Source organism: Clostridioides sp. ZZV14-6387, from assembly GCF_020657835.1.
Lineage (GTDB): Bacteria > Bacillota > Clostridia > Peptostreptococcales > Peptostreptococcaceae > Clostridioides > Clostridioides difficile_A.
Map to the genome: position 1 here is coordinate 26,650 of NZ_JAGWCW010000027.1, position 22,678 is coordinate 49,327.

The window sequence follows — 22,678 nt, forward strand, 5'->3', positions numbered from 1 at the left end:
AAGCACTTACTTATTTTTAAGTAAGTGCTTATATATTATAAATTTAGCAATTCTTTTTTCTTAGCATCAAATTCTTCTTGTGTAATAGCTTCCATATTTAACAAATTCTTATATTTTAATATTTCATCAGCTGTAGAACTAGATATAGACTCTTTTTTATCTTCTATACTCTTAAAACTTGTTATTATAGACAAAGTTGATAAAATCTCTTGGGCATAATTATAAGATTCTTTATATAAACTTGAATTTGTAGAAATTTTAGAATTAATTAAATATATATACTTTGTAGAATTCTTTATATTATTAATTGTAATTTTTATCTTTAAACTATTTACATAAGTTTTTATTTTTTTCTTTCCTAATATACTTCCAGCTATAGCTCCTGTTTCGCCAAATAAAAGACCTCCTCCAATAGCACCACCTAATCCACTTTTAATTATAGATTCATCATCTTCTAAAAGTTCAAATGAAATAATATCCCTAAAGTCATATACTCTCTTATTCTTATTTAAATTGCTTATTTTATCAGATATAATTAATTGTTTTTTATTTTCATCTACTAATAAATAAATTCCTACTTTTTTACTTGCGTTAAAAGATTCAAATCTTTTTTTATTTTCAAGTGTTAATCTTATTGATTTTTTTATTTCCTCAGAAGATATTTTTTTAATTACATCTGTTGGTTCGACTATAGAAAATGTATCTTTATATTTTTTTAAACATTCAGAACATATTACACCATCAGATATTTTTTGTTTACCTTTTTCTCCACATATACAACAACTTTCATTTCCACTAAATAATCCCATAATATCCCCCTTTATTATAATGAATTTATAGGATTATTATACTATATTAGTAAAATTTTTACATTATAATCACCTTCTTTCAATCAAAAAACACCTACCTGAGTAAGTGTTTTTTGATTATTTTTAATTTTAAGTCCACATAGTTAATATAAAATTGACCAGTACGAATGCTAGGCTAGCAATGATAAACGACTTTACATACCACATTGTTAATATAAAATACTGATAAAATCTCTTGTGCTTCATTACAAGCATTTCTTTACATACCACTTAGTTAATATAAAATCTAGATTATATATACTTAGTTCTTTCTTATTATCTGCTTTACATACCACTTAGTTAATATAAAATGTTTTGTGCAGGATTTTATTTGTATATGTTAAGACTCTTTACATACCACTTAGTTAATATAAAATTTTCTGCTATCTCTTTTACATATTCAGATTTTTTAACTTTACATACCACTTAGTTAATATAAAATAAACTTAGTCTTTTTATGAGGGAGGTATATACTTTGCTTTACATACCACTTAGTTAATATAAAATAACATTTTGGAAAGGTCTATTTTTATGCTTATTTTGCTTTACATACCACTTAGTTAATATAAAATTAAAGTTCTTGAAACGTATTATTGTCAGACGAAAATCTTTACATACCACTTAGTTAATATAAAATGAAAATATGATTATGAAATTGGAAACTATAAAACTGTCTTTACATACCACTTAGTTAATATAAAATATCGATTGATTTTTAATAAAGATTAAATAAATTTTACTTTACATACCACTTAGTTAATATAAAATTCCTCGTATTTTAGTTCAAATTCGTAGTTTTTGGCTACTTTACATACCACTTAGTTAATATAAAATACAAGATTTTTCGTTATCTTTAACTACAACTAATAACTTTACATACCACTTAGTTAATATAAAATACGTGTATTTTTGGAAAGCTAGCGAAAGATTTATCAACTTTACATACCACTTAGTTAATATAAAATTAAATCTTATCGGTACATTTGTTACTTTTTTACCCTTCTTTACATACCACTTAGTTAATATAAAATAAATGAATGTATTAAGTTTATTTGATGGAATTAGTTGCTTTACATACCACTTAGTTAATATAAAATGTAAAGTTATTTATAAAGAAGATTGGAAAGATGACTCCTTTACATACCACTTAGTTAATATAAAATATGTCTAAAGTTTATAATAAAAAAGTAGTTTTTTGACTTTACATACCACTTAGTTAATATAAAATTATTTTTTTGTAATATTGTAAAATGTAGTAAATGTACTTTACATACCACTTAGTTAATATAAAATTTCTCTACCTTGCATAGCATGTTTACCATCATATAATCCTTTACATACCACTTAGTTAATATAAAATTCTTTTAATTTTTTCTTTTTTTCACTTTTATATTTTCTTTACATACCACTTAGTTAATATAAAATCTTATTATGAAGTTTTTAAATATATGACTAAATCTACTTTACATACCACTTAGTTAATATAAAATATGCTTATATATTATATTTATTCTGTTGTGATGAGACTTTACATACCACTTAGTTAATATAAAATCTACTTCAAAATAATGTTTAATTTTTCTGAAAGTGTCTTTACATACCACTTAGTTAATATAAAATCCCAAAATAAACTTAGTATTTTCAATACTTACACATATACAACTCTCTCAAATTTGCAGTGAACCATGAGTAGTGCAATTGATAACACCTATCATACACTCTCAATGCCTTACATTGCAACTGTTAAAGCCTACTTTATCACGAATATCGCTCACTGCAAAATTTCTATATTTTTATTATATCATAAAATTCAAACTATAAAATTAAATAAAATGGAATAATTTATCAATTTAAGAGTACCTACATATTTGTAATTCGTTACTATATTATCTATTTAGTTTTCATTACTTATAAAAAATATTATTTTTGAATATATATGCCAGTTTGTGGTATAATAAAAACAAGAAGAACTACAATCTATTTGACAGTAGAGTGAAGTTCATAATTTAAACAATTAGTAATTATTTAAATTTGTGGAACTTGATTTTAAAATCAAATTCCCAGCCACTTTTACTCTTGCCGCGAGTTGAGTGGCTTTTTACTTGCGTAAATACTTTACAAATTAAGCAAAATATTAAACTAGCAATAACGCCAGCTATTACATTAAGTAAAAAGTTATTCATACTTCCCACCTCCTTTCATTAGGAAGTAGGTTTTATCCTAGTATGAACTCCACTCTATAAATTGTAGATTACATCTTCTTGCTAAAATTATTATAACATATAATGCTTACATATTTTACCTATTATATATTTCTTTAACTAAGTAAGATTTGGCAAAACAAAAGCACCTACCATTTAAGTAAGTACTTTCTTATTTACAATTTTTACAATTAAATTTATTCATTAATTTAGATTCATTATCATTGTTTATAAAAAATTTCATCTTTTTATTGACTATAAAAAAATATTATAGGTAATATTTTTTCTAATTTGTGGTATAATAAAAGCAAGGAAATAATAATTTACTTTATACAAGAGTAGCTATTTCCATCAAAATCGATTTAAAGAATTACTTTTTTAAACCACTCTTATTGGCGTTTGAGTGGTTTTTTATTTTATCATACATGAAAGCTGATATAACACCAGCTAGTATACTCAATAAAAAATTTATCACCATATTGTTCCACCTCCTTCCGTTATGGAATTTGGCGTTTAAATATGGAAATAGCCACTCTTAGCACTTTTCAATTATTATTTTCCTTGCTACAATTATTATAACATACAAAACTCTTACATATTTTACCTATTATACATTTATTTTATATTTTTCTACCTTCTTCTACCTCTCTTTTTCTCTCTTTCAGCTTCTTTCATAGCTTCTTCTTCATCCTCTATCTTGACAAGTATTGAGGCAGCTGCTAATGCTCTCTCATTAACTTCTAAATTCAAGTATTCACTAGGTTTCCACTTTAATTTTTGAATACAGTAATGAGTAATACTAGCATCGAAATCGCCACCCCTAATTAGTTTTTTGCTTCTTCCACTTTATCCTCAAATGTTGTATCAAATCCATTAACCTCATTCACTTTTACAGTGTAATTTACATACTCACCTGCTGTAAGCATTGTCTTTAATAACTGAGTTTCTCCCATTACTCCATAAGAATTTTGTAACTCAACATCTTTCAAATCGGGAAATACAGTAGATGCTACACATAATTCAGCTACATAACTGTTATAGTCAATTTCGCTAGTGTATTGACCAGTATGCTTACCATTGTTACCAATCACTTTCACCCTTTTAGTACAATCTCTTCTTAATACTTCATCTTCCTCAGAAGATAGTACTCTTAATTCCCATTCAACTGGTTTCCCATTCTCATCTAAGAATCTATCACTTGCTACATATTTTACATTGTCAATCTTTATAGCATTTTGAGCTAAAAAAGCACTTAAATTACTCATATCTTAATTCTCCTTTTATTTTAGTTTTTCATAAAAAAATACACATCTATAATTTATAAATGTGTATTCTACTCCATTCCATTTATTATGTTGAACTTTTCAACTAATTCCCAATCCTCGCATGTAAAGTCCATATCTTCATCAAGATACTCACCATCAGCATCAAATTTAACTATAATTCCACTATCCATGTTGCAGTCTTTAAGTATTATAGTTTGACGCCCAGCTGAACTTGTTGGGTCTTCATTAGTCACCTGTATATCAAAGTAAATATCCTCACCAGTCTCTTTATATCTATAAAGAAGCTCTCTAAATATAGAAGTATTATAGTGAAATGTTGCACTTCCTGTGTACTTGCTTCCAGTACTTTTATTTCCTTTTGTAGTGCTTCCTAAGATAGGAACTTCACTTTTATTTTTCTCCATTTTAGCTTCTAAATTAATAGCTTGCATAAAGTTATATCTTTTACCTTCAATAGTAACATAACATTCCGCTTTAGATGCACTTATTGTATCTCTTGCTTTTATTTGTTGAAACATAAACTTAACACTCTCCTTTCTAGCTTACTGAAACAGTCATATAAAGCTTACTCATAGCATTAATTACTTTAACACCATCAGATACTATTACCGTTTTCTTATCATTTCCAAGCTCTACACTGACATCATCAGTTTTAAAATCTTCTATTGCTCTAATATTTTCTAATTCTTTGTGATGCTTAACAACATCATTCCAGAAACTTATTCTTCCTGCCTTATCGTTAGGAACTTTGCCAAGATATTTATCATTAAATAAAATCGCTATATCATTAGCAATTTGGTCTAATACTCTAACACTTTGATTACTTGAGAAATCATCATTCTTATCATCTGTAAAACTAACAAAAGTATTTATATCCTCTAATACATGGACTTCATCTCCAACTTTATGGAATATAAATTTACCACTCTTTAGCGATTCCTCAAGTTGTATTTGTGTGTAATTAACATCAATATCAAACTCACCATCGTATCGCTTATTTGTATTAGATTTATTTATATCGCATCCAGCTATAGCTCCAGTAGTCCAATAAATTAAACTAGACTCTAATAGTCCAGCATCTTTTATTTTATTTTCTACAGATACTACACCTTCGTAATCTGAATCACTTTTCTTATATAATACAGTTTGAAACTTAGCTCCTACCTTATCTCTCATTCTTTTTGTAAATTCTACAAACAAACTTTTAATCTCTGTTGCTGTTGCCAAGCATCCTAAAGCATTAAATGAGTAGCTTTCTATTTTATCTAAGAAATCTTGGTATTCTGTCCCTGTAACTGCTTCTCCATTAGTCCCACCAGTAAATACAAGTCCTGCACTTGCTTCTAGTGTTGCATCCTTTTTCCAACTAACATAGTCATTGTCAATTAAATCTGTAATAACTTTAGCTATTTGTGTATCTACTTTCTTATTATCTAGCAAAGTTACAACATCAAATTTAGTATTATCATCAACATTTGTTGTAACTATTACTTTTAAGTCATTACCTCTTATACCACTGCATCTAGCTGTAGCAATACTGCAACTAGCTTTAACTCCTTTATTTAATTTATAAAAATAACCTAATCTTATATTTTTAAATAAATCTCTAAGACCTTTTAACTTCTCATGAGTGTAATCATATCCAAAATACTTCGCTGAATACTTTTCAAAATCATCACTACTTACTTGAAATACTTCTTCATCAATACCCCAATCAAGTTCAATTGGCATTGCAACAATCCCTCTATCACTAAGAGAACTTGTTGCCCTCTTAGCTGAGATAAAATTTATATAAGTGCCTGGAAGTATTTTATTTTGTGTTACGAATGTTCCTCCACCTAAAGCCATCTAACTCACTCCTTTCATAAATTTATTTATTCTATCATCCACTTCTGAAAAAGAATATAACTCATTTTCTTTTAAAATTGCATTTAATAAATCTTTTCTACTTATATACTTCTTAGAATTAACTATCTGTTCCTTAGTGAACTTGTAGCTATCTTCTTTACTTAATGTTTTACTCAAAATTATCACCTCTCTTTAGACCGCCAAACAATTCAACTCCATTCATTTTTTCTGTATCATTACTTTTTATAGTGAAATAGTTATAATCAACAAAGAAATGTAGTACATTATCTATAATTTCAAAGTTCATATTCGTACCTCTTACTAAATCTCCATCAATTTCTATATACTCTAATTCCTCCAACAACATTTCAGCTATCTCATTTATCTCAAATGATTTATCATTACTTTTTGGAAAATAATGTACATCAAATGAGTTCTTATTTAATGTCCTGCCACTTGGATATGGTATCTTGCTTGGATTTAAAGGAACAATAAAAAAACAAGGTTCATTTATACCTTGTTCCACATTTTCACTATAAATTGTATATTTTTCTCCAAATGTCCCATCTAATTTAACGGATATTCCATCTATAATATTATTAAGCATCAAACACTCCTTTAAGTAATATTAATAACTTTTTCTCTATAATCTTATCAACTTGACTTTGTAGTTCCATCTCTGAAATAGTTAAGAAATGTTGTCCTTTTACCCAACCTTTTCCATCTTTAGTTCTATGCCCGAAATTTACATAACTTGCATACTCAGTTGGATTAACAACCTCTATAATGTAATTATTCCCACTTTTGTACACAGGAAGTGACCTAGCATAAGCTACTCCATTCCATCCTTGTCGTAAGAATCCTGTATCTACTGGCGTTCTTCTAATTACTTTACCTAAGAGTCTTGCTGCTAATTCTCTTGCTGCATCTTTACAAAACTTATCTAAATCAATCTTTGTAAGCTTCTCCATCCTTTTACAAACTCTTTTAAACTCTCTAAAATCAACACTGCCCCATCTAGCCATTAAGCTTTATCCTTAAGTAATTCTAATATTAATTCTTGATGATTAGGGTATATAGCAGATTCTCCACTTCTTACATACTCTTTATCATTTATAATAAGTTTTGAACCTGCTTTAATTTTTATATCCGGAGATATAAAGAGTTTAATAGTTTGCTCTAGCTTAGCTACTTTTCCATCTGTAGCTGATGCAATATTTTTATATGAAAGCTTACAAGGTTGACTTTCTAATACAACTACTTCTTTATTATTAGTTCGTTTTGTTACAGGGTCTTTAATTGGCTGATACTCAACTATAGTACATTTGTCTCTATATAACAGTTCTATTGCTTTCCTTGATTTGCTTACCATCTTAAACACCTAAAAGTTAATATTTTATCTTTACCATAAGTAGTAAGGTATACTATAAGACTATCAAATCGTTGTTCGGGTGTTTGTGAGCCACTTCCTATAGCAAAGTCTATCTTTGTATCACCTTCTGATATAGACTTTTCTACAACTTCAAAATTGAGACTTTCTATATCTAATTGATCCATATTTTTTTTATTAAATAGAAATTCTCCAATTATCATATCTACTTCAATTTCTTTTAACTCAATTGGTATAGTCTTTATGTTACAATCAAGTTTAATTATATTCTCTATCTTTTCTTTTACAAAATTTATTAACCACTTATCTCCATCTTTTAATGTATATTCAAAGCTTTCAAGTCTTTTTTCTATATCATCAATTATATTATTTTCCATAGGATTTAACCTTTTGATATTATCTGAGCTATTGCAATTGATTTATGGTCTATATATTTTGCTTTAGTTGATGCTCCGTCATTTACTAAAGTCCAGTTTGAGCCATCTTCAAGTTCTGATTTTGTTGGAGATAATGAAACTTGTTTTTTCTTTTCATATGAAATACCACAAGGTGCAAATACTTTTCTTTGTCTAGTATATAAAGTATCTTGACCACCATTTGTTTTAGGGTCTCTATCCATTTCATATGGAACTTTTGCTCCTATATCTTCATAATCAAATGCACCATCGCCTAATATATAAGTAGTATATTTTGTATATCCATCACCTGCACCACTTGTACTTTCTGCAACATCTTCTAGTGGCATGCTATCATCAATCAATACAGTTCTGCCATTCCATGTAGCTAATCCTAAGTCTCTTTGTATTCCTTGTTCATCAGTATATTTTAGATAAGTTAATAGATTTAAATTTTCCAAATTGGTAGCCACACTACTGTGCATTATAGCTAAACTAAATTTATTTTTATTATCTCCACAGGCTTTTTGTATAGTTGTATTTAAACTTTCTGCTGAGACTTTTCCATCACCATTTTTAGTTATATCTGATGTATGAGTGTCAACAAACTTCTTATTTTCAGTTCCTATCATTGAGAATATACCTTTTAATACTGATAATAATGTGTCTTGGTCAACATCTTCCCAGAATGAAGCTACTTTATTTCTCACATTAGCCATAAAGTCTACACCTGCTGTTATATCTTGACTAAAGTCTTTCTCCATCCATGCTTTAGCTCTACCAATTACTACTACTCCACGTTCATATGTAACAGTAGTATCTGCTGTTATATCAGTCATACCATCATAATTCAGTACATCTCCTTCTAAATTTCCATACATAGGTATTCTTCCATATGAAGTGGTTGTTTGACTACTAAATAAGTTTCTAATTTCTGAATTTGATTTTAAAGCTCTTGATTTTAATAATTCATTTCTCTTTAGTGCTGGAGCTGACTCCATATACTTTCCAAATGCTTCTGCATTAAATGATTTTGCATCAAATTTTGTGTTTGCCATATTTATTTACCTCTTTTCTTTAATTTTCTAATTGATTACACCAATCTTCATAAGTAAAATCTTTTGGTGCTTTTTCTATAGCTGGATTGCTTTCTGCGGGATTTACTCCTTTAAAATTTACTTTTGTTTCTTGAACTTCTTCAAATAAAAACCTACTCTCTTCACTTTCTTGCAGTTTCTTAATCTGTGCTAATCTTAAAGACTCATATTTTTCATCATCTTCTTCCTCAATATTTTCAAGTAATGCCTTTGTTGCTTTTCTATTTCTTGCTCTACTTTCTGTTAGTAATCTTTCATCAATAGAATCCCTCCTTATCTGTTTTATTTTAGTTTCATAAGTTATTTTTAACTCTTCTACTTCTTCCTTTGTCATAACTCCATTAAAACCTTCAACAGTTTTATTAGCTGCATTTAGTTGAGTTTTAAGATTCTCATAGTCATCTTTAGTAACTGTAGTCTCTTTTATTTTCTTCTCTATAGACTTTTGTAAAGATGTTATATCGACCTTGTTATTCTCTATCTTTATTCCTTCCAATAGTTCTTTTAGCCAATCCATTTTAAATGTCTCCTTTCATTTTTCGCATAATAAAAGCACCTACCAATTTATCATTTAAGTAAGTGCTTTTACATATTTACTATCTGTATATCTTTCCATAAATCCTTTAGTAATTTACCATCAATATTGTAATTATCAACCATATCTTTACCATTTTTATAATACTTTGTATCTCCATTAGGACAAAGAGTAATAAATCTTGTATCATCATCTCCAATAGATATATTATATGGTTTACTATATAAGTCGAATTCTATATCTAATCCTAAATCAATAGAATTAATTAAATGTTGTAAATTCTTAAATTTATTATCCATTTTATTCTCCTTTCAAAATATCTTTGTTAGCTATTTTATGAGCTTTTGTAAGTTCCATATCCTTCTCTCTTTTTACATTATCATGGTTATCTTCATCAGCTAACCAATCATGCTTATGAGGTACAATTTTATGTTGCTTTGGATTTCTATGGTCAGTTAAATCTAAATCTAATCTAGGTTTTCCTGTATTACCATAGTATCTTCTTTGAATTAATTTACCATCTTTGTAATTATCAAATACACTATTTGGTTTTGATTCAAATGGCACTGAATGAACACTTCCACTAGTTAAATTTCTCTGATTTTTAACTTGCCAATTTACATCTTTATAAAGCTTTTTAGCTTCCTCATACCTTGTAGTATCATTATACTTCATATGTTGATATTCATCAAATTTAGAAGGTATTTCATTTCCTAATACCTTTTTATATTCTTCAAATTGTTTTCTATCTTTACTCTCATTTAGTTGCATTTTTCTAAGAGTATCAGCTTTTTCTTTTCCAAGTACTTCCTCAATATGTTTCTTATACCACTCATTATACTTCATACTAGATGGCACATAATAAGTTTTACCATCTTCTCCTCTTGCAGCTCTATAACCTTCTTCATCACTAAAAAATGGAGCTGTTGTTGTACGACACCTTGGGTGAAATGGCGGAGCTGTTATTCCAACTTGATAGTCTTTCATATCAAATACTTTACCATCTAATTCTCTACATATATTTGAGGTTCTTAAATCTAGTGTGGCAACTATCTCATATTTTTCTACATCTAAATCGTTGAAACAATCTTTTCTACTTGCAGATGCAAAGAAAGCTGATTCAGTCATTATTAAATTCTTAGATTGGGATTTGGATACATTAAATCTTTTAGCAAAGCCATTGACTAATTTTTTAGGATTCTCACCTCTAATAATTGATTGAGTTAATTTAGTGTGTAACTCATTGATTAAAGCTGGTCTATGCTTTCCCCAAATCCTTTCACTAAAGTTTAATCCATCTGTTGCCCATGGTTTAGAGATAACTTTATTTATTCTGTTAGCATCAAGACCCATTAAACTCCATTCAACATCAATACCTTGTTGAACATTAAAAGCTGTATGATAATATCCACTTGTATAAATATCTCTCATTATTTTATCAATACTATCAAGTTCATTTCCATAAAGGACTTCTACTTGTTGTTGTATTTGTAACTTTAAAGCTTCAAGTCTAGTTATATGAACTCTAGCACTAGCATTTTCTAACTCTTTCATCCATTTCTGATTTATAGCATTTTCTTTACCATATTTAATATACTCTTCTACATTCCACTTAAATTCTTCTAATTCTCTTGTGTTAAGTAGCTTCTTAGCTTCTAATAAAGAAATACCTTCATTTTCAGCAAATCTGTTATACCATGATAATATATCTTTTTCTATACTATTCATAGCTAATTTGTATTGTTTTTCTAATTCAAGATAATATTTTACACTTTTATTATTCTGAGCTTCTTCTAATTTTTCAAATCTCTTTCTCCAATAATCTTTATGTTTCATCTATAACACCACTATTATTAGGAATTAAATCATTATATTCTTTATGAGCCTCTTCTTGTTTTTTCATCTTTTCTAATTCCTGCTTAACATCTACTGTCCAAGGATGTTGAGATATAATAGTTTCATCTGATAATAACCCAACTGAATTTTTACAATTAGTAATACTTTCTGTTTCATTTATTAATATATCTCTATTAAATATTATCTCTACTTCTTCATTTTCATAATTTCCTTGTCCAGTATTTAAAATGTGCATATTTACAAACCAAAGTATCTCTTCAAAAGAAGCTTGAAACTCAGTTTCCATTCCATTAGCATCTAAATCTATATCACTATACATACTTTGTATATTCATTTGATTAGGATTTCCATTCATCCTATCATCTTTAGCATCGTATCCTCTTCCATTTTCAATTAGTGCTTTTTTGAATACTTCTAATATAGATTTATAGTTATCAGAATTTACTTTTATCTCTAGTGTTTTTAAATCTCCAACTGCACCATCCACAGTACGGACCTTAACAGCTCCATATTGTGCTAAGTTTTTCCTAAACTCTCCTAAGTTTTGACCATCATAATTTTGAAGGACCAAGATTGTATTTCTAGCATCTTCTTGCATGTTATTTTCAAAATCAGATAACATTATGTTTATACCATCTTGTAAACTCTTAACTCTCTTAATAAGTGGTATCTCTTTATTATTGTACTTAAATGGTATTAGTGGTATCCTATCCCAATTAAGTTCCTCATGAATATCATCAGTTTCAACTACTAAATAAGAAGAGTATGGAATTTCTGAATCAGCTATTAGAGTCATACCTTGTAAAATATATCTCTTTATACCTTCTTTTGAATATACTTCCACCTTCTCAATTATCTTTTCATTTGCTCCACTATATGCCTTTACTTCATACAACCTAACTGCAAAATCTAATATTGTATGCTCTGAATCTTTCCAAAAAGGTAATACTTCATATGATGGAAACCTTTTGAAACTTAGTTTACCATCTTCATTATAGTATGGGTGTAACCATGATATACCACCATTTAGAGAATCTTCACAAAGATTTTTAAAGGTTCTAAGAAACTTCTTATTAAATATATCCTTTAATAAAGAATTATATATTTCATTTTTAGTTTGAAAAGTAAGTGGTTTCCCTAGCAAATAATTAACCTTTTGGTCTACTAAATTAGCATATTTATTATCTACTATTTTATTATTTGGTAGATTTTCAACTTCTGTCAACTTTCCACCTTCTCCAATAACAGTACGTTTCCGTCTTAAAATATCGTGCTCACCTTTATAATACCTATCGCCTTGTAACTGTTCTTTTCTGGTGTTTAATGTTTTCCATTTATTTATTTCATACTCTATATATTTTAAATTGTTTGCTGATTGTATGAGTGGTTTATTTAAAATATTACTCAGTTTAGCTACCCCCTTTCTTAAAAGATTAATCAAAACTAAACACCTCTCCTTTTATGAAATCTTCTAGTGCATACCTCATAGCATCCATTAAATGGTTAAAATCATCTATAGGTTTATTAATCTTATTTCCGAATTTATCTTTATCCCAAGTATAATTACTTATTTCAGTTAGAAAATTTACACATTTAGGATGTATTATAATCTTGTAATCTTGTATATATTGAATACCATTATTTACACTGTCTTTTCCTTTTCTTGAACCTTTTATATTTCTTAACCCTAACTCTCTCAGATGGTCAATGTCTTTTGGAGAAGCTGAATCTGCTGTTATATGTTCTTTAGAATATCCCTTTCTACTAACTTCTCTATAAAGTTTCTCATTAGACATACCATATTTATATATTTCATCAAATACATAAATCTCTTTTGAAACTTCATCCACTAAACCACAAAATAAAGTTGAAGGGTCGTTAGTATAACCAAAGTCCATCCCAAAAGCTGATTTGATATTCTGCTCTATAAGAGTGTCTATATTAAATTCTCTCTCTTCCCAGTTTTCATATACTAATCCATCAACAATACCCCAATCACCAAGCCCTGCTACCTTATAACGTCTTGGATTGTTCTTTTTCATATTTTCAAATACTTTCTTATCTGCATCATCTAAAAATTCATTACAAAGATAATTAGTTGTTTTTGAAAGTATATCTTTATCCTTTGTATCAAAAAATCTTCGCTTAATCCAATGATGCTCATTCCAAGGATTAAAGGTCATTGTTATTTGTTTGAATAATCCACTTGGAACTTTCCCCCTTATACTTTCATCTAACATATTAAAGCTATTTTCATCTGTTATCTCATAAGCTTCTTCAATCCAACACCAGCAAAGTACTCCAACATCAACAGTAATAGAGGTAATTTTGAGTGGGTCATCAAATCCTCTAAAATATATCTTTTGGCCAGTGGGAATGTATGTAATTTCAAGTGGATTTGTAGTACTATCCCAATAACTATCTACTCCTAACTGATGTATAGCCCACTTAAGTTCTTTATAGCAACTATCTCTTAACGTTCCAAATACTTTCCTTACAACTAATAAATTAGCTTGAGGGTGTTGCATTAACTTAGTAATATAATATAAAGCTGTTGTCTTTGATTTTTTAGAAGCTCTTGAACCTTTACAGACTCTATAACGACCCTTAAATCTCCAATAATCTTTATATCCTTTGCCTACTAACTTTGCTATATTCACTTTCTTAATCTTCAATTTCATCATCTCCAACTATAACTATAGGAATAGCTCCTTCAACTTCTATTTTATCAGTGAATAACCTGTACCTCTTACCTAGAAGCTCAGCAGCCTTATTCCTATCTTTTATACTTACATCTTTTTTAACTCTTTCAACTCCATTATCAGAAACCAAAACCACTTCCTCTTTTGCTTCATTTCTTACTATCTTAGTTAAATACTCCATAACCTCTTTTGCGTCTGCTATCCTGTTTGAATCAAGTTGACCTATTCTTTCATCAATGTAACTTTTTAAGTATGGTTTTGTTAAGTTCTCAGCACCTATTACCTTAGCCGTCTTTTCAGAATAACCTGCTTTTACTGCTGCTTCTGTAGCATTACCAGTTTCAATATAATAGTCACAAAATCTTTTTTGTTTCTCAGTCAAATTTGCCATACCACCACCTCTTTATTTGCTTTATAAATAAAAAAATAAGACTTTAAAATTAATCTAAAGTCTTATTTTTAGGGGATACATATTATATTTAAGGGAGCAAGTTTTAGGAATCGAACCTAAGATTACACACCAGTCCTTGCAAATTGAGTGAGGTTACCAAGCCCCACTCTTTTAGACATTTGAATTAAATTCAGACTTAATCCAACATATCTACATATAGTGTATTAATAAGTTTGAACATAGTAAGAATCGAACTTACAACATCCTCATGCCCTGCCTAGTCTGTTCATATAAGCTAGGTGAATCCCTTAACCTAGCCTAATATATATTTAGTTTTGAGAGGGAAATATTCATTTCCACAATACTATTATCTCATATTTTAAATTATAAAATCGGCAGAAAAACGGCAATTAAAAGACCTAGAATTTAATCTAGGTCTTTCATTATACTATCTAATTTCCCATATTCTCTTTCCATTGCTTCAATAGTTACTACCCAATCACGACCAAACTTTTTACAGTCAATATTTTCAACTAATTTTCCTGTTGCAACTGCTTTTCTAAGTGTAGAGTCTTTCAAGTTCCATAATTTTGTTGCTTCTGCAAAGCTATAAATGCCCTCAAATCGATTCATAAAATCCCCCTTAATCATTACTATAAAATTGAGTTAATAACATAATATAACAGGATTAATGCTCCAATCAATTTAATAGTATCATACAGTAATTTCAATAATTCAAATGTTAACTCTCTGTACTTATTCATTGTATTTTCAGTGACTATGTTTTATAATTTAGTTAAGAGGGAAGGTGCAACTTCCACTCTTAACGTTTTACTAATGTAGGCTATCTATTACCATTTTGATGACTGCTAATAGTGTGCCAACTTCGAGTACGAGTTCAGTTAATTCTTTTATGAGTTTTCTGAACTCTTTTATTTTCTTAGCCACTTTCTTTTCACCTCCTTTCTATACTTTAATTATATCACGTATACGTGATATTGTCAATAATTTCCATACATCTTTTTCACAAAAAAATAGACAGTTATTAACTGCCTATAAATCTAACATCTTAAATAATGGTTCTTGCTCTATTAGTGCTTTTTTACCAAATAAAGCTATTGATATTGAACTAATAGCTTGATTAGCTCTTTCCCTTAATTGTCTTTCTTCTAAGTATACTTTATCAACTATTAAACTCCATTCTAAGCCTTCAATATACCTATACCTTATAATTTGTTTGTGTATAGGTTTTAAATTGTTTATGGATACATCTATTGTATATTTTAGTGCTTCCATTTCATATAGTTCTATCTGTTTTTCTATTATCTTTTCTTCAAGAATAATTAACTCATTTTCAACTTGATTACTTATTGAATTAGTCTTACTTATAGGAATGCTGTCATAGCTTAAACCTTGCATAAAATCACCTAAATGGCACTCTTTAAGATTTTTTATTTGAAGTTTTAGACTTTCAATATTAATATGTAATTGTTTGTAGTTCTCAAGGTGCTTTTTAGTTGCCATAAAAAACTCCTTTTTAACTTTACTTGCCATAACATCACCCCTATTTACTTAAGCTACCTTTTTCTTATTTTCTTTTCTCTTTTTCTTAAGTTCACTATATTCTATCCAACCATCTACTCCATATTTTTTACTCTTAGCAATCCATATCAATTTTTTATCTTGATATTTGTAATCAAAAAGCTTTTTTCTAAGTTCACCTTGCTGTGTGCTGTATCCTTTCACATCTATATAAACAACTTCACCATCCCATTTATATATGGCAAAATCAACTGTATATGTAATAGCCCTATAGTTCTTTCCATCCTTCTTAAATTTAGGCTGTAATTCAAACTTTTGTTGAAGTCCAAAATCTTTTATTTCCCCATTTTCTTTCTTTTCTTTTAAATATAGATAATATTCTGATTCATCTTTGCTATCAAATTTAATTCCATCTATTATAATTTTCTTATTATTGTATTTACTCAATTAAATAATTCCTTTATCTCTTAAAAATTACTAATACTTATTAATATCATTTATAAAGTTATAAACCTCATGTACACTATATCCAAACCTTTTAAATCCTTTTACATATATTCTTATTGAACTTGGTATACTTCTACCTACCCTACAATTTTCGTATCCTTGCCATAAATTCTCTTTTTCCTCTTGCTTTACCATTTGAGAAACTGCTTTTTGAAACTTATTCATTGCTATTCCTCCATAGTTTTATTGATTTAAAATTAATTTTGATGCCCTCTATTGCTTTTATTAGCCTTTTTCTCGCATTTTTTACAACAGTAAATTCTTTTAGACTCTTTTGGAATGTAAAATAACTTACCACACCAATTGCAAATTACCCTTTTATTCATAAAACCACTTCTTTCTTATTTTTCATGATACTTATTCTCACAGTTTTCGCACTCTTTTAGATTCAATCTATACTCATAAACCCTACCAGCTATAAAACTTCCTACTATAAGTATTAAACTAGCGAATACATTCATTTTGCAATTTCTCCTTGTCTTTCAAAAATTCTTTTCTGACTTCCTCTATGTTCTCATGTACATTCCCAATTACTATATAGTCTCTGCCATGTCTTAATTCTGAATTACCTAAAAGCTCTATAAATTCACCACCAAGACACTCTAAATGATGCCATTCAATATAGAATTCAAGACTATAATCTTCTTTTTTTACAATTCCATATTTTTTATGATTATATGATTCTTTTAATATATCTCCATCATAAATTTCTTTATTTCTTGTCCATCTTTCAGTAAAGATTCCTATATTGCAAACACATTTCCAATCTGTAATCTTGTCTATAACTGCTCCGAATGGTAACATATAAAAATACTCTACACCAATACCTTCACCATTAAGTATTGTTTCTGAATAAATCCATTTCCTGTTTTCAAAATCATAACCTCTATATTTAATCAAACTCATTTTTAACCATCTCCTCATATTCTTCTCTAGCCCTATCTATAGCAACTAATATTTCCTCGCCATCATTGTATAATTCTTTTGCTCTTTTAATTGTGTATTCTATTCTTGAAACTTCCATTATTCCTCCTCAACATATTCAGCTTTCCATCCACTTCTAGTTTTACTCTTCTTTTTAATTGTTTGGTAAACTGCTTGATGTTTTAATCTTAAAAAACAGGCTGCACCATCTATAGACTCAAATTCCTTTACTTCTCCTGTATTAACATTTCTAATTCTTACTGGTAACTCTTTTTTTATTTTTCTATCCTTCTTCACTCCAAACTCAGCTAACATTTTTTCTGGCTTAGGATATACTCTTTTTCCATTTTTTGTAATACCTAACAAGCAACAATATAATGCTAAGTAGTTTCTACATGTAAGGTCATCTTCAATAAGGTTGTCCACTACTGAGCCACTAAAATACCTTTCTACTTTAAACATTTATTTCACCTCGTATTTAATTTTTTAGATTAAAATGGTAACTCATCATCATCTATAATTTCAAATCCTTGAGGGTCTAACCCAATCGTTCCATCTTGTACACTCTCTTTATATGAATTATTTGATTTACTCTTACTTTCTAATGACTGTACTGATTTTGTACTTACTTTTGTAAATGTTCTCTTTTCTCCTGATTGAGTTTGATAATTATCAACTCTTATATTTCCTTCTAATGCTACTAGCTTCCCTTTTGTTATGTAATTTGCACAGTATTCAGCTGATTTACCTATTACCTCTATTGGTATAAAGTCAGTATCCCTTTTCCCATCTTTATTTATATAATTTCTGTCTACAGCTATTGTAAATGATGCTACTGCTGTGCCTGTTCCTGGTATGTATTTTAGCTCTGGGTCTCTAGTTAATCTCCCAACTAATACAACTTGATTCATTTTAATACCTCCACTATTATTATTTAAATTTAGCCTTTTGGCTTTTCTTTATAATTTCATCTAGTTCTTTGTTACTATATTGAGTAAATGTTTGTTCAAAATTAGCAAACTTATTTTTATTTGTTTGATTACTGGATTTTCTTGATTTTTTATTTTTATGTTGTAATTTATATAATTCTAATTGCTCATATGTAGTTATGTTTGCATCTTTCCACTTTTTAAGAATGCCTTTTAAATATGATAAATTCATACTCATTCTTTCAGCACATATTTCTATAGCTCTTTTAAATACTTTTACATCTACTTCATTATATACTTCTAATAACCATTCTGCTGTAACTGGATATACTACTCCTATGTTTTCTTCATATAGCTTCTTAAATTCTTTTAAAGAGTTATCCACAGCTTGCTCTATATACATACTACTTTTAAGACTGTTATTTATAATACTGTTACTTATAGTGTCCGACTTTTCCATGTCCGGTTGAACCATGTCCGGTAAATTCGGACATGGTTCCATGTCTGCTTTTTTCGGACATGGTTTTTTTTTATTTTCTTTCTTGCATCTAATGGATATATGATTTTCTATATAACTTCTATCAAACACTACTTCATATATGTTATTTTGCATTCTTCCTTCTCTAGTTTTATTTTTATATACTTTTATATAGCCACTCATCTTTAGTTCATTTAGATATTTACTAAAAGTATCTTTATTTATACCAAGTTCATGAGTCATAATATCTCTTGATGGATAGCATGTTCCACTTGCCCCTGCAAAACTACTTAGATAAAAATATAAAGCTCTTGCTCCTGTTGTTAGCCATGAGTCTCTAGCTACTAATTGTGGTGAAAGACCATATCCATCACTTAGTATATTTCCTTTTTCTATAGTTATTTTGTCTCTGTCCTTCAAGAAGCTCACCTACTTAATTAACCCTTTTTCTCTTTGTAATTTTTCATATCCAACACATATCTGGTCATATTCTTGCTTACTTAAGTCCTTAACTTCTTTATTAAACTTATAATATACTTCACTTTTTACTCTATCTGCATCTTTTCCTATAGTATTTGCTATTGAAAATAGCCTTTTTATTTGATTTTGATTTATTTTTATTTGACTATTTTCATTTCCTTTACTAGAAAAGTTCCCTAAATCATTTCTCTTATAATCCTCTTTTCCACTCGTTGCATCAAAAGTATCATTCTCTGTAATGTTTAATAATTGTATGTATAAATATCTTGTTTGATAAGTTTCAATTCCTCCCAATGCTTGTAACTCATTAGAACCTTTTAGTTGTAACTCTCTCATTGGAGATGTGAATATTATCTCTTCTGCTGGATTTTCTCCATTAATCAATGTTAGTGTTGCATAGTCATTTGTAAAGGTCACTATAGGGCATAATTTGGCTTTTTCTAATAATTCTGTAGCTTGAGGGAGAAAGTCTGCCAACTCAAAATACTTAAAGTTAGCAAACTTATTTTGACCACTCTTTTTTATATCTAATTTATTAAACTTAATTCTTACATCCATTAATTTAATATAAATATTATTTACTTCCAATAATCTCACTCTCCATTTCTCTAATATTTCTTTCTAAAACAGACATAAATCCATCTATGTAATCACCACAACCCCCTTGTAATTTGTATTCTTCCAAATGCTCTTCAAATTGTTTCAAAGTCCACCCTTTTTTATGTTTATCTATACAAGATTCTAATGCTGATATTTGTCCAAACTTTACATCCCAATCTACTTCATCTATTGTCATAAACTTTAATAAAAATAATCTATCTTCTAAATCATTAATTATTTCACTTCTTGTTTTCATTTATTCCCCCTTATGCTATAATATAGCTATAATTTTTTTTAGTTTATTTTTACCTAGAGCCTGTGCAAAGGCTCTTTTCTTTATATCTGAACATCTATTGGTCTATCCCTTTCAAGTTCTTCTTGATACATCATAACGTCTCTAAACTCGATAGAAGCTTCTAACTCAACGTCATGTTCCAGACCCTCTAATATATTTTGACTAGCAAATTTTACGGCTTCCCACCACATTAAACTACTATTATTTTTTGTACCTTGTAATTTACATATTTCTTTTTCTGCTTGTTTAATTTGACCTATTGCTATTAGTCTAGCTGCTTCCATTTAAACCCCTCCCAATTTATTACTACCTATATAAACTACATTCTAAATTTCTATATTACACATTAAACCTTTTAGAATGTTACATTACCTATTCTAAATCCATTCTTTTTGTGCTATAATTTGTTTGTGTTATTTTTTATTTTTTTGTGTGTTGGTTATTTGACCAGCACTTTTTTATTTAATATTCCAACCGATATTTTCTTACCAGTTTTAATATCTTTAAATACTATATCTGCTATAACTTTTCCATCTTTTTTAAGAGTTACTATATTATTCTTATTAGTATTAAGGCTTAACAATTTCATCCCCCCTCTCTACTGCTTTTAAAAGTTCATCCAAATTTTTACCTTGATTTCTTTCAATAAAATCATCAACTTCATATCTTGAAATTTTTCTACCATCACCTCTAGCCAGTGATTTTATCAAACCTGTGCTCACTAACCTACGCATAAAAACTGTATCTAATTTTAAAATTCCCCTTGCTTCTTCTACTGTTATCAAGTAATTTGGATAGCCTCTTTTTATTAAAACAACTATATCTTTAGGCTCTAGTACTTTTACCTTTTGTTCAACTGTTTGGCTCTTAACTCTATTTGTTTCTTGTTTATTTATCTCTACTTCTATTAAACTTTTTAAACTATCACTAAATTGCTTTACTACACTTTCAGAAATGTCCATGTGAAAATTCTCTCCCATCTTTTTTATTATTTATATTCCAACTAGTCCATCTAATTTTTATACAAATTGTTAGTAATTAAAATTTTCGTTTTATATACAAATCAAAATTATTTAGGTTGTCAATTTCAAGTTTAGTGGCTTTTTTACTAAAATACATATCAATAAAAGATTTTACTAAAGACCACTCTGTCTTATTTACTCCTATTAATGCGTTTTTTATTTCTTCTATTTTCTTACTTTCCAATCTAATCACTCCCTTTTGAATATTCTGTATTTATTTTTCAAAGTACTAACCTAACATTGAAGTTTGATAACTATACTCTTTTTCTATATCTGGCAATATATTATTTACTTTTAATAAATCATATAAAAACAATCTTCCTTTTTGAGTCCATTTAGTTGTCATTTTTACATCAGTCATTCCATCACTTCTAGTTATATCTATCGTTTCTGAATGAGTATATCCCTTGCCTTGATACTGTTTATATAAAAGCCATTGCCCACTTTGTTTGTATTGGATTCCTCTTTCATGAAGTATTTTATTCATTTCTTTTCCACTCATTCCATAGTCTTTTGCTATTTGAGTTATAGTGACAAGACCTTTATTTTTTAATATCATATCTGTATAATCTGCTTTTGGTTTTAACTTTTTTATTACTTGGTCTTTCATTTTCCCTTCTAGTTGTAATTTCTCATTTACTTCTACTTGCTCTATAAGGTGTTGTAATGCTTCTTTGTATGTAATTGGTAATTTAGGTTGCTGTTCTTTTAACTCTTGCTCCATTTCATCAAACTTACCCACATAAATAGCAGTAAATATAATGCCTTTTTCTCCAGTCATTTTATTAGCTACCATATCACAACCTTTTTTAGTTAATAAGTAACAAGGTTGAATTTTATTTTGAGCATTTACATAAGTACTTTCTATAAAGAAATCTTGACTCTTCAAATTTGATGAGTCCTCTATAATCCTTTTATATCCCCTTATATCTCTTAACAAATTATCATGCTTCTTTTCTATTAACTCTGCTATCTCTCTACTCTCAACCAATAACTTATTACCTTGTTCAATTATTGTTAGACCACTCATGCTAACACCTCCATTTATATTTTATAACCATTTTGGTTTCTATTTAGTTGAAAAAAATTTCACTTGGCTTTTTGTTTAATACTATAGCTATCTCACTAGCTTCTTTTATTGTAAATTGTGTATGCCCCTGTTCCTTTTTTTGATATGTAGAAAAAGGCATCTTTATTAATTCAGCTAATTGTCTTTGTGTTAAACCAATTTCAACTCTTGCTGCTTTTAGTTTTCTATTCACATTAATCATTCCTTTCTGTAACCATTTTGGATACTTATATCTTATTACCTTTTTGGTTACTTGTCAATAGTTTTTTAATAAAAAAAGTT

34 protein-coding genes and 1 CRISPR repeat array are annotated in these 22,678 nt (G+C 28.4%); all 34 genes read right to left on the bottom strand.

What is annotated here, in order from left to right:
* Positions 1–35: 35 nt before the first annotated feature.
* On the bottom strand, positions 36–809 hold the full coding sequence (locus tag KGF38_RS15445) for an SHOCT domain-containing protein (protein ID WP_169469041.1): 774 nt from the start codon (positions 807–809) through the stop codon (positions 36–38).
* 192 nt (positions 810–1,001) lie between these two features.
* Positions 1,002–2,468: a CRISPR direct-repeat array (repeat unit 29 nt; unit sequence CTTTACATACCACTTAGTTAATATAAAAT).
* 401 nt (positions 2,469–2,869) lie between these two features.
* On the bottom strand, positions 2,870–3,031 hold the full coding sequence (locus tag KGF38_RS15450; protein ID WP_169469039.1) for a type I toxin-antitoxin system toxin: 162 nt from the start codon (positions 3,029–3,031) through the stop codon (positions 2,870–2,872).
* Between the two features lie 842 nt (positions 3,032–3,873).
* On the bottom strand, positions 3,874–4,314 hold the full coding sequence (locus tag KGF38_RS15455) for a phage tail assembly chaperone (protein ID WP_169469033.1): 441 nt from the start codon (positions 4,312–4,314) through the stop codon (positions 3,874–3,876).
* A gap of 68 nt (positions 4,315–4,382) precedes the next feature.
* The gene (locus tag KGF38_RS15460) at positions 4,383–4,853 is read right to left on the bottom strand and encodes a phage tail tube protein (RefSeq protein WP_009896643.1); all 471 of its coding nucleotides are present in this window, start codon (positions 4,851–4,853) and stop codon (positions 4,383–4,385) included.
* A gap of 19 nt (positions 4,854–4,872) precedes the next feature.
* Positions 4,873–6,183: a phage tail sheath family protein gene (locus KGF38_RS15465; protein ID WP_169469031.1), complete on the bottom strand. Its 1,311-nt coding sequence runs from the start codon at positions 6,181–6,183 to the stop codon at positions 4,873–4,875.
* Positions 6,184–6,369: a hypothetical protein gene (locus KGF38_RS15470; RefSeq protein WP_407815314.1), complete on the bottom strand. Its 186-nt coding sequence runs from the start codon at positions 6,367–6,369 to the stop codon at positions 6,184–6,186.
* Positions 6,353–6,790, bottom strand: coding sequence for a DUF6838 family protein (locus tag KGF38_RS15475; protein ID WP_169469029.1), 438 nt, complete (start codon positions 6,788–6,790; stop codon positions 6,353–6,355). Before KGF38_RS15475 ends, KGF38_RS15470 begins: the two co-directional genes overlap by 17 nt.
* Positions 6,783–7,208: an HK97 gp10 family phage protein gene (locus KGF38_RS15480; protein ID WP_169469027.1), complete on the bottom strand. Its 426-nt coding sequence runs from the start codon at positions 7,206–7,208 to the stop codon at positions 6,783–6,785. The genes KGF38_RS15475 and KGF38_RS15480 overlap by 8 nt, the downstream gene beginning before the upstream one ends.
* Positions 7,208–7,555, bottom strand: coding sequence for a hypothetical protein (locus KGF38_RS15485; protein ID WP_168346847.1), 348 nt, complete (start codon positions 7,553–7,555; stop codon positions 7,208–7,210). Before KGF38_RS15485 ends, KGF38_RS15480 begins: the two co-directional genes overlap by 1 nt.
* Complete coding sequence (locus tag KGF38_RS15490) at positions 7,549–7,950, bottom strand: hypothetical protein (RefSeq protein WP_227832505.1); 402 nt, start codon at positions 7,948–7,950, stop codon at positions 7,549–7,551. The genes KGF38_RS15485 and KGF38_RS15490 overlap by 7 nt, the downstream gene beginning before the upstream one ends.
* A gap of 5 nt (positions 7,951–7,955) precedes the next feature.
* Complete coding sequence (locus tag KGF38_RS15495) at positions 7,956–9,026, bottom strand: phage coat protein (RefSeq protein WP_227832506.1); 1,071 nt, start codon at positions 9,024–9,026, stop codon at positions 7,956–7,958.
* Between the two features lie 19 nt (positions 9,027–9,045).
* On the bottom strand, positions 9,046–9,582 hold the full coding sequence (locus tag KGF38_RS15500; protein ID WP_227832507.1) for a phage scaffolding protein: 537 nt from the start codon (positions 9,580–9,582) through the stop codon (positions 9,046–9,048).
* 68 nt (positions 9,583–9,650) lie between these two features.
* Positions 9,651–9,899, bottom strand: a complete 249-nt coding sequence (locus KGF38_RS15505; protein ID WP_227832508.1) for a hypothetical protein — start codon at positions 9,897–9,899, stop codon at positions 9,651–9,653.
* A gap of 1 nt (position 9,900) precedes the next feature.
* Positions 9,901–11,436, bottom strand: a complete 1,536-nt coding sequence (locus KGF38_RS15510) for a minor capsid protein (protein ID WP_227832509.1) — start codon at positions 11,434–11,436, stop codon at positions 9,901–9,903.
* A complete protein-coding gene (locus KGF38_RS15515) occupies positions 11,426–12,898 on the bottom strand; it encodes a phage portal protein (protein WP_413926763.1) in 1,473 nt (490 codons plus the stop codon). The genes KGF38_RS15510 and KGF38_RS15515 overlap by 11 nt, the downstream gene beginning before the upstream one ends.
* Positions 12,891–14,132 carry a PBSX family phage terminase large subunit gene (locus KGF38_RS15520; RefSeq protein WP_413926764.1) on the bottom strand — a complete coding sequence of 414 codons (1,242 nt, stop codon included), beginning with the start codon at positions 14,130–14,132 and terminating at the stop codon, positions 12,891–12,893. The genes KGF38_RS15515 and KGF38_RS15520 overlap by 8 nt, the downstream gene beginning before the upstream one ends.
* Positions 14,122–14,550 carry a terminase small subunit gene (locus tag KGF38_RS15525; RefSeq protein WP_227832511.1) on the bottom strand — a complete coding sequence of 143 codons (429 nt, stop codon included), beginning with the start codon at positions 14,548–14,550 and terminating at the stop codon, positions 14,122–14,124. Before KGF38_RS15525 ends, KGF38_RS15520 begins: the two co-directional genes overlap by 11 nt.
* A 426-nt stretch (positions 14,551–14,976) precedes the next feature.
* Complete coding sequence (locus KGF38_RS15530; protein WP_021386663.1) at positions 14,977–15,183, bottom strand: helix-turn-helix domain-containing protein; 207 nt, start codon at positions 15,181–15,183, stop codon at positions 14,977–14,979.
* A 420-nt stretch (positions 15,184–15,603) separates the two neighbouring features.
* Positions 15,604–16,104: a hypothetical protein gene (locus KGF38_RS15535; protein WP_227832512.1), complete on the bottom strand. Its 501-nt coding sequence runs from the start codon at positions 16,102–16,104 to the stop codon at positions 15,604–15,606.
* An 18-nt stretch (positions 16,105–16,122) separates the two neighbouring features.
* On the bottom strand, positions 16,123–16,539 hold the full coding sequence (locus KGF38_RS15540) for a DUF1064 domain-containing protein (RefSeq protein WP_021426506.1): 417 nt from the start codon (positions 16,537–16,539) through the stop codon (positions 16,123–16,125).
* Between the two features lie 30 nt (positions 16,540–16,569).
* Positions 16,570–16,764, bottom strand: a complete 195-nt coding sequence (locus KGF38_RS15545) for a hypothetical protein (protein ID WP_021426507.1) — start codon at positions 16,762–16,764, stop codon at positions 16,570–16,572.
* 279 nt (positions 16,765–17,043) lie between these two features.
* On the bottom strand, positions 17,044–17,505 hold the full coding sequence (locus KGF38_RS15550; RefSeq protein WP_227832513.1) for a YopX family protein: 462 nt from the start codon (positions 17,503–17,505) through the stop codon (positions 17,044–17,046).
* Positions 17,492–17,623, bottom strand: coding sequence for a hypothetical protein (locus KGF38_RS20435; RefSeq protein WP_255646256.1), 132 nt, complete (start codon positions 17,621–17,623; stop codon positions 17,492–17,494). Before KGF38_RS20435 ends, KGF38_RS15550 begins: the two co-directional genes overlap by 14 nt.
* The gene (locus tag KGF38_RS15555; RefSeq protein WP_227832514.1) at positions 17,623–17,985 is read right to left on the bottom strand and encodes a hypothetical protein; all 363 of its coding nucleotides are present in this window, start codon (positions 17,983–17,985) and stop codon (positions 17,623–17,625) included. Before KGF38_RS15555 ends, KGF38_RS20435 begins: the two co-directional genes overlap by 1 nt.
* Positions 17,986–18,014: 29 nt before the next feature.
* Positions 18,015–18,434 carry a single-stranded DNA-binding protein gene (locus KGF38_RS15560; RefSeq protein WP_227832515.1) on the bottom strand — a complete coding sequence of 140 codons (420 nt, stop codon included), beginning with the start codon at positions 18,432–18,434 and terminating at the stop codon, positions 18,015–18,017.
* Positions 18,435–18,453: 19 nt separating this feature from the next.
* On the bottom strand, positions 18,454–19,350 hold the full coding sequence (locus KGF38_RS15565; RefSeq protein WP_227832516.1) for a DnaD domain protein: 897 nt from the start codon (positions 19,348–19,350) through the stop codon (positions 18,454–18,456).
* Between the two features lie 9 nt (positions 19,351–19,359).
* Positions 19,360–19,998, bottom strand: coding sequence for an ERF family protein (locus tag KGF38_RS15570; RefSeq protein WP_227832517.1), 639 nt, complete (start codon positions 19,996–19,998; stop codon positions 19,360–19,362).
* Positions 19,985–20,266: a hypothetical protein gene (locus KGF38_RS15575; RefSeq protein WP_169468994.1), complete on the bottom strand. Its 282-nt coding sequence runs from the start codon at positions 20,264–20,266 to the stop codon at positions 19,985–19,987. The genes KGF38_RS15570 and KGF38_RS15575 overlap by 14 nt, the downstream gene beginning before the upstream one ends.
* Before the next feature lie 80 nt (positions 20,267–20,346).
* Positions 20,347–20,589 (bottom strand): hypothetical protein, encoded by a 243-nt coding sequence (locus tag KGF38_RS15580; RefSeq protein WP_227832518.1) that lies wholly within the window; start codon positions 20,587–20,589, stop codon positions 20,347–20,349.
* A 155-nt stretch (positions 20,590–20,744) separates the two neighbouring features.
* The gene (locus tag KGF38_RS15585; RefSeq protein WP_021419503.1) at positions 20,745–20,888 is read right to left on the bottom strand and encodes a hypothetical protein; all 144 of its coding nucleotides are present in this window, start codon (positions 20,886–20,888) and stop codon (positions 20,745–20,747) included.
* Positions 20,875–21,267 carry a helix-turn-helix domain-containing protein gene (locus tag KGF38_RS15590; RefSeq protein WP_169469069.1) on the bottom strand — a complete coding sequence of 131 codons (393 nt, stop codon included), beginning with the start codon at positions 21,265–21,267 and terminating at the stop codon, positions 20,875–20,877. Before KGF38_RS15590 ends, KGF38_RS15585 begins: the two co-directional genes overlap by 14 nt.
* Positions 21,268–21,343: 76 nt before the next feature.
* Positions 21,344–21,511 carry a hypothetical protein gene (locus KGF38_RS15595; protein WP_227832519.1) on the bottom strand — a complete coding sequence of 56 codons (168 nt, stop codon included), beginning with the start codon at positions 21,509–21,511 and terminating at the stop codon, positions 21,344–21,346.
* A gap of 45 nt (positions 21,512–21,556) precedes the next feature.
* Positions 21,557–22,357, bottom strand: coding sequence for a phage antirepressor KilAC domain-containing protein (locus KGF38_RS15600; protein WP_227832520.1), 801 nt, complete (start codon positions 22,355–22,357; stop codon positions 21,557–21,559).
* Positions 22,358–22,400: 43 nt separating this feature from the next.
* Positions 22,401–22,589 carry a helix-turn-helix transcriptional regulator gene (locus tag KGF38_RS15605; RefSeq protein WP_330395480.1) on the bottom strand — a complete coding sequence of 63 codons (189 nt, stop codon included), beginning with the start codon at positions 22,587–22,589 and terminating at the stop codon, positions 22,401–22,403.
* Positions 22,590–22,678 lie beyond the last annotated feature (89 nt).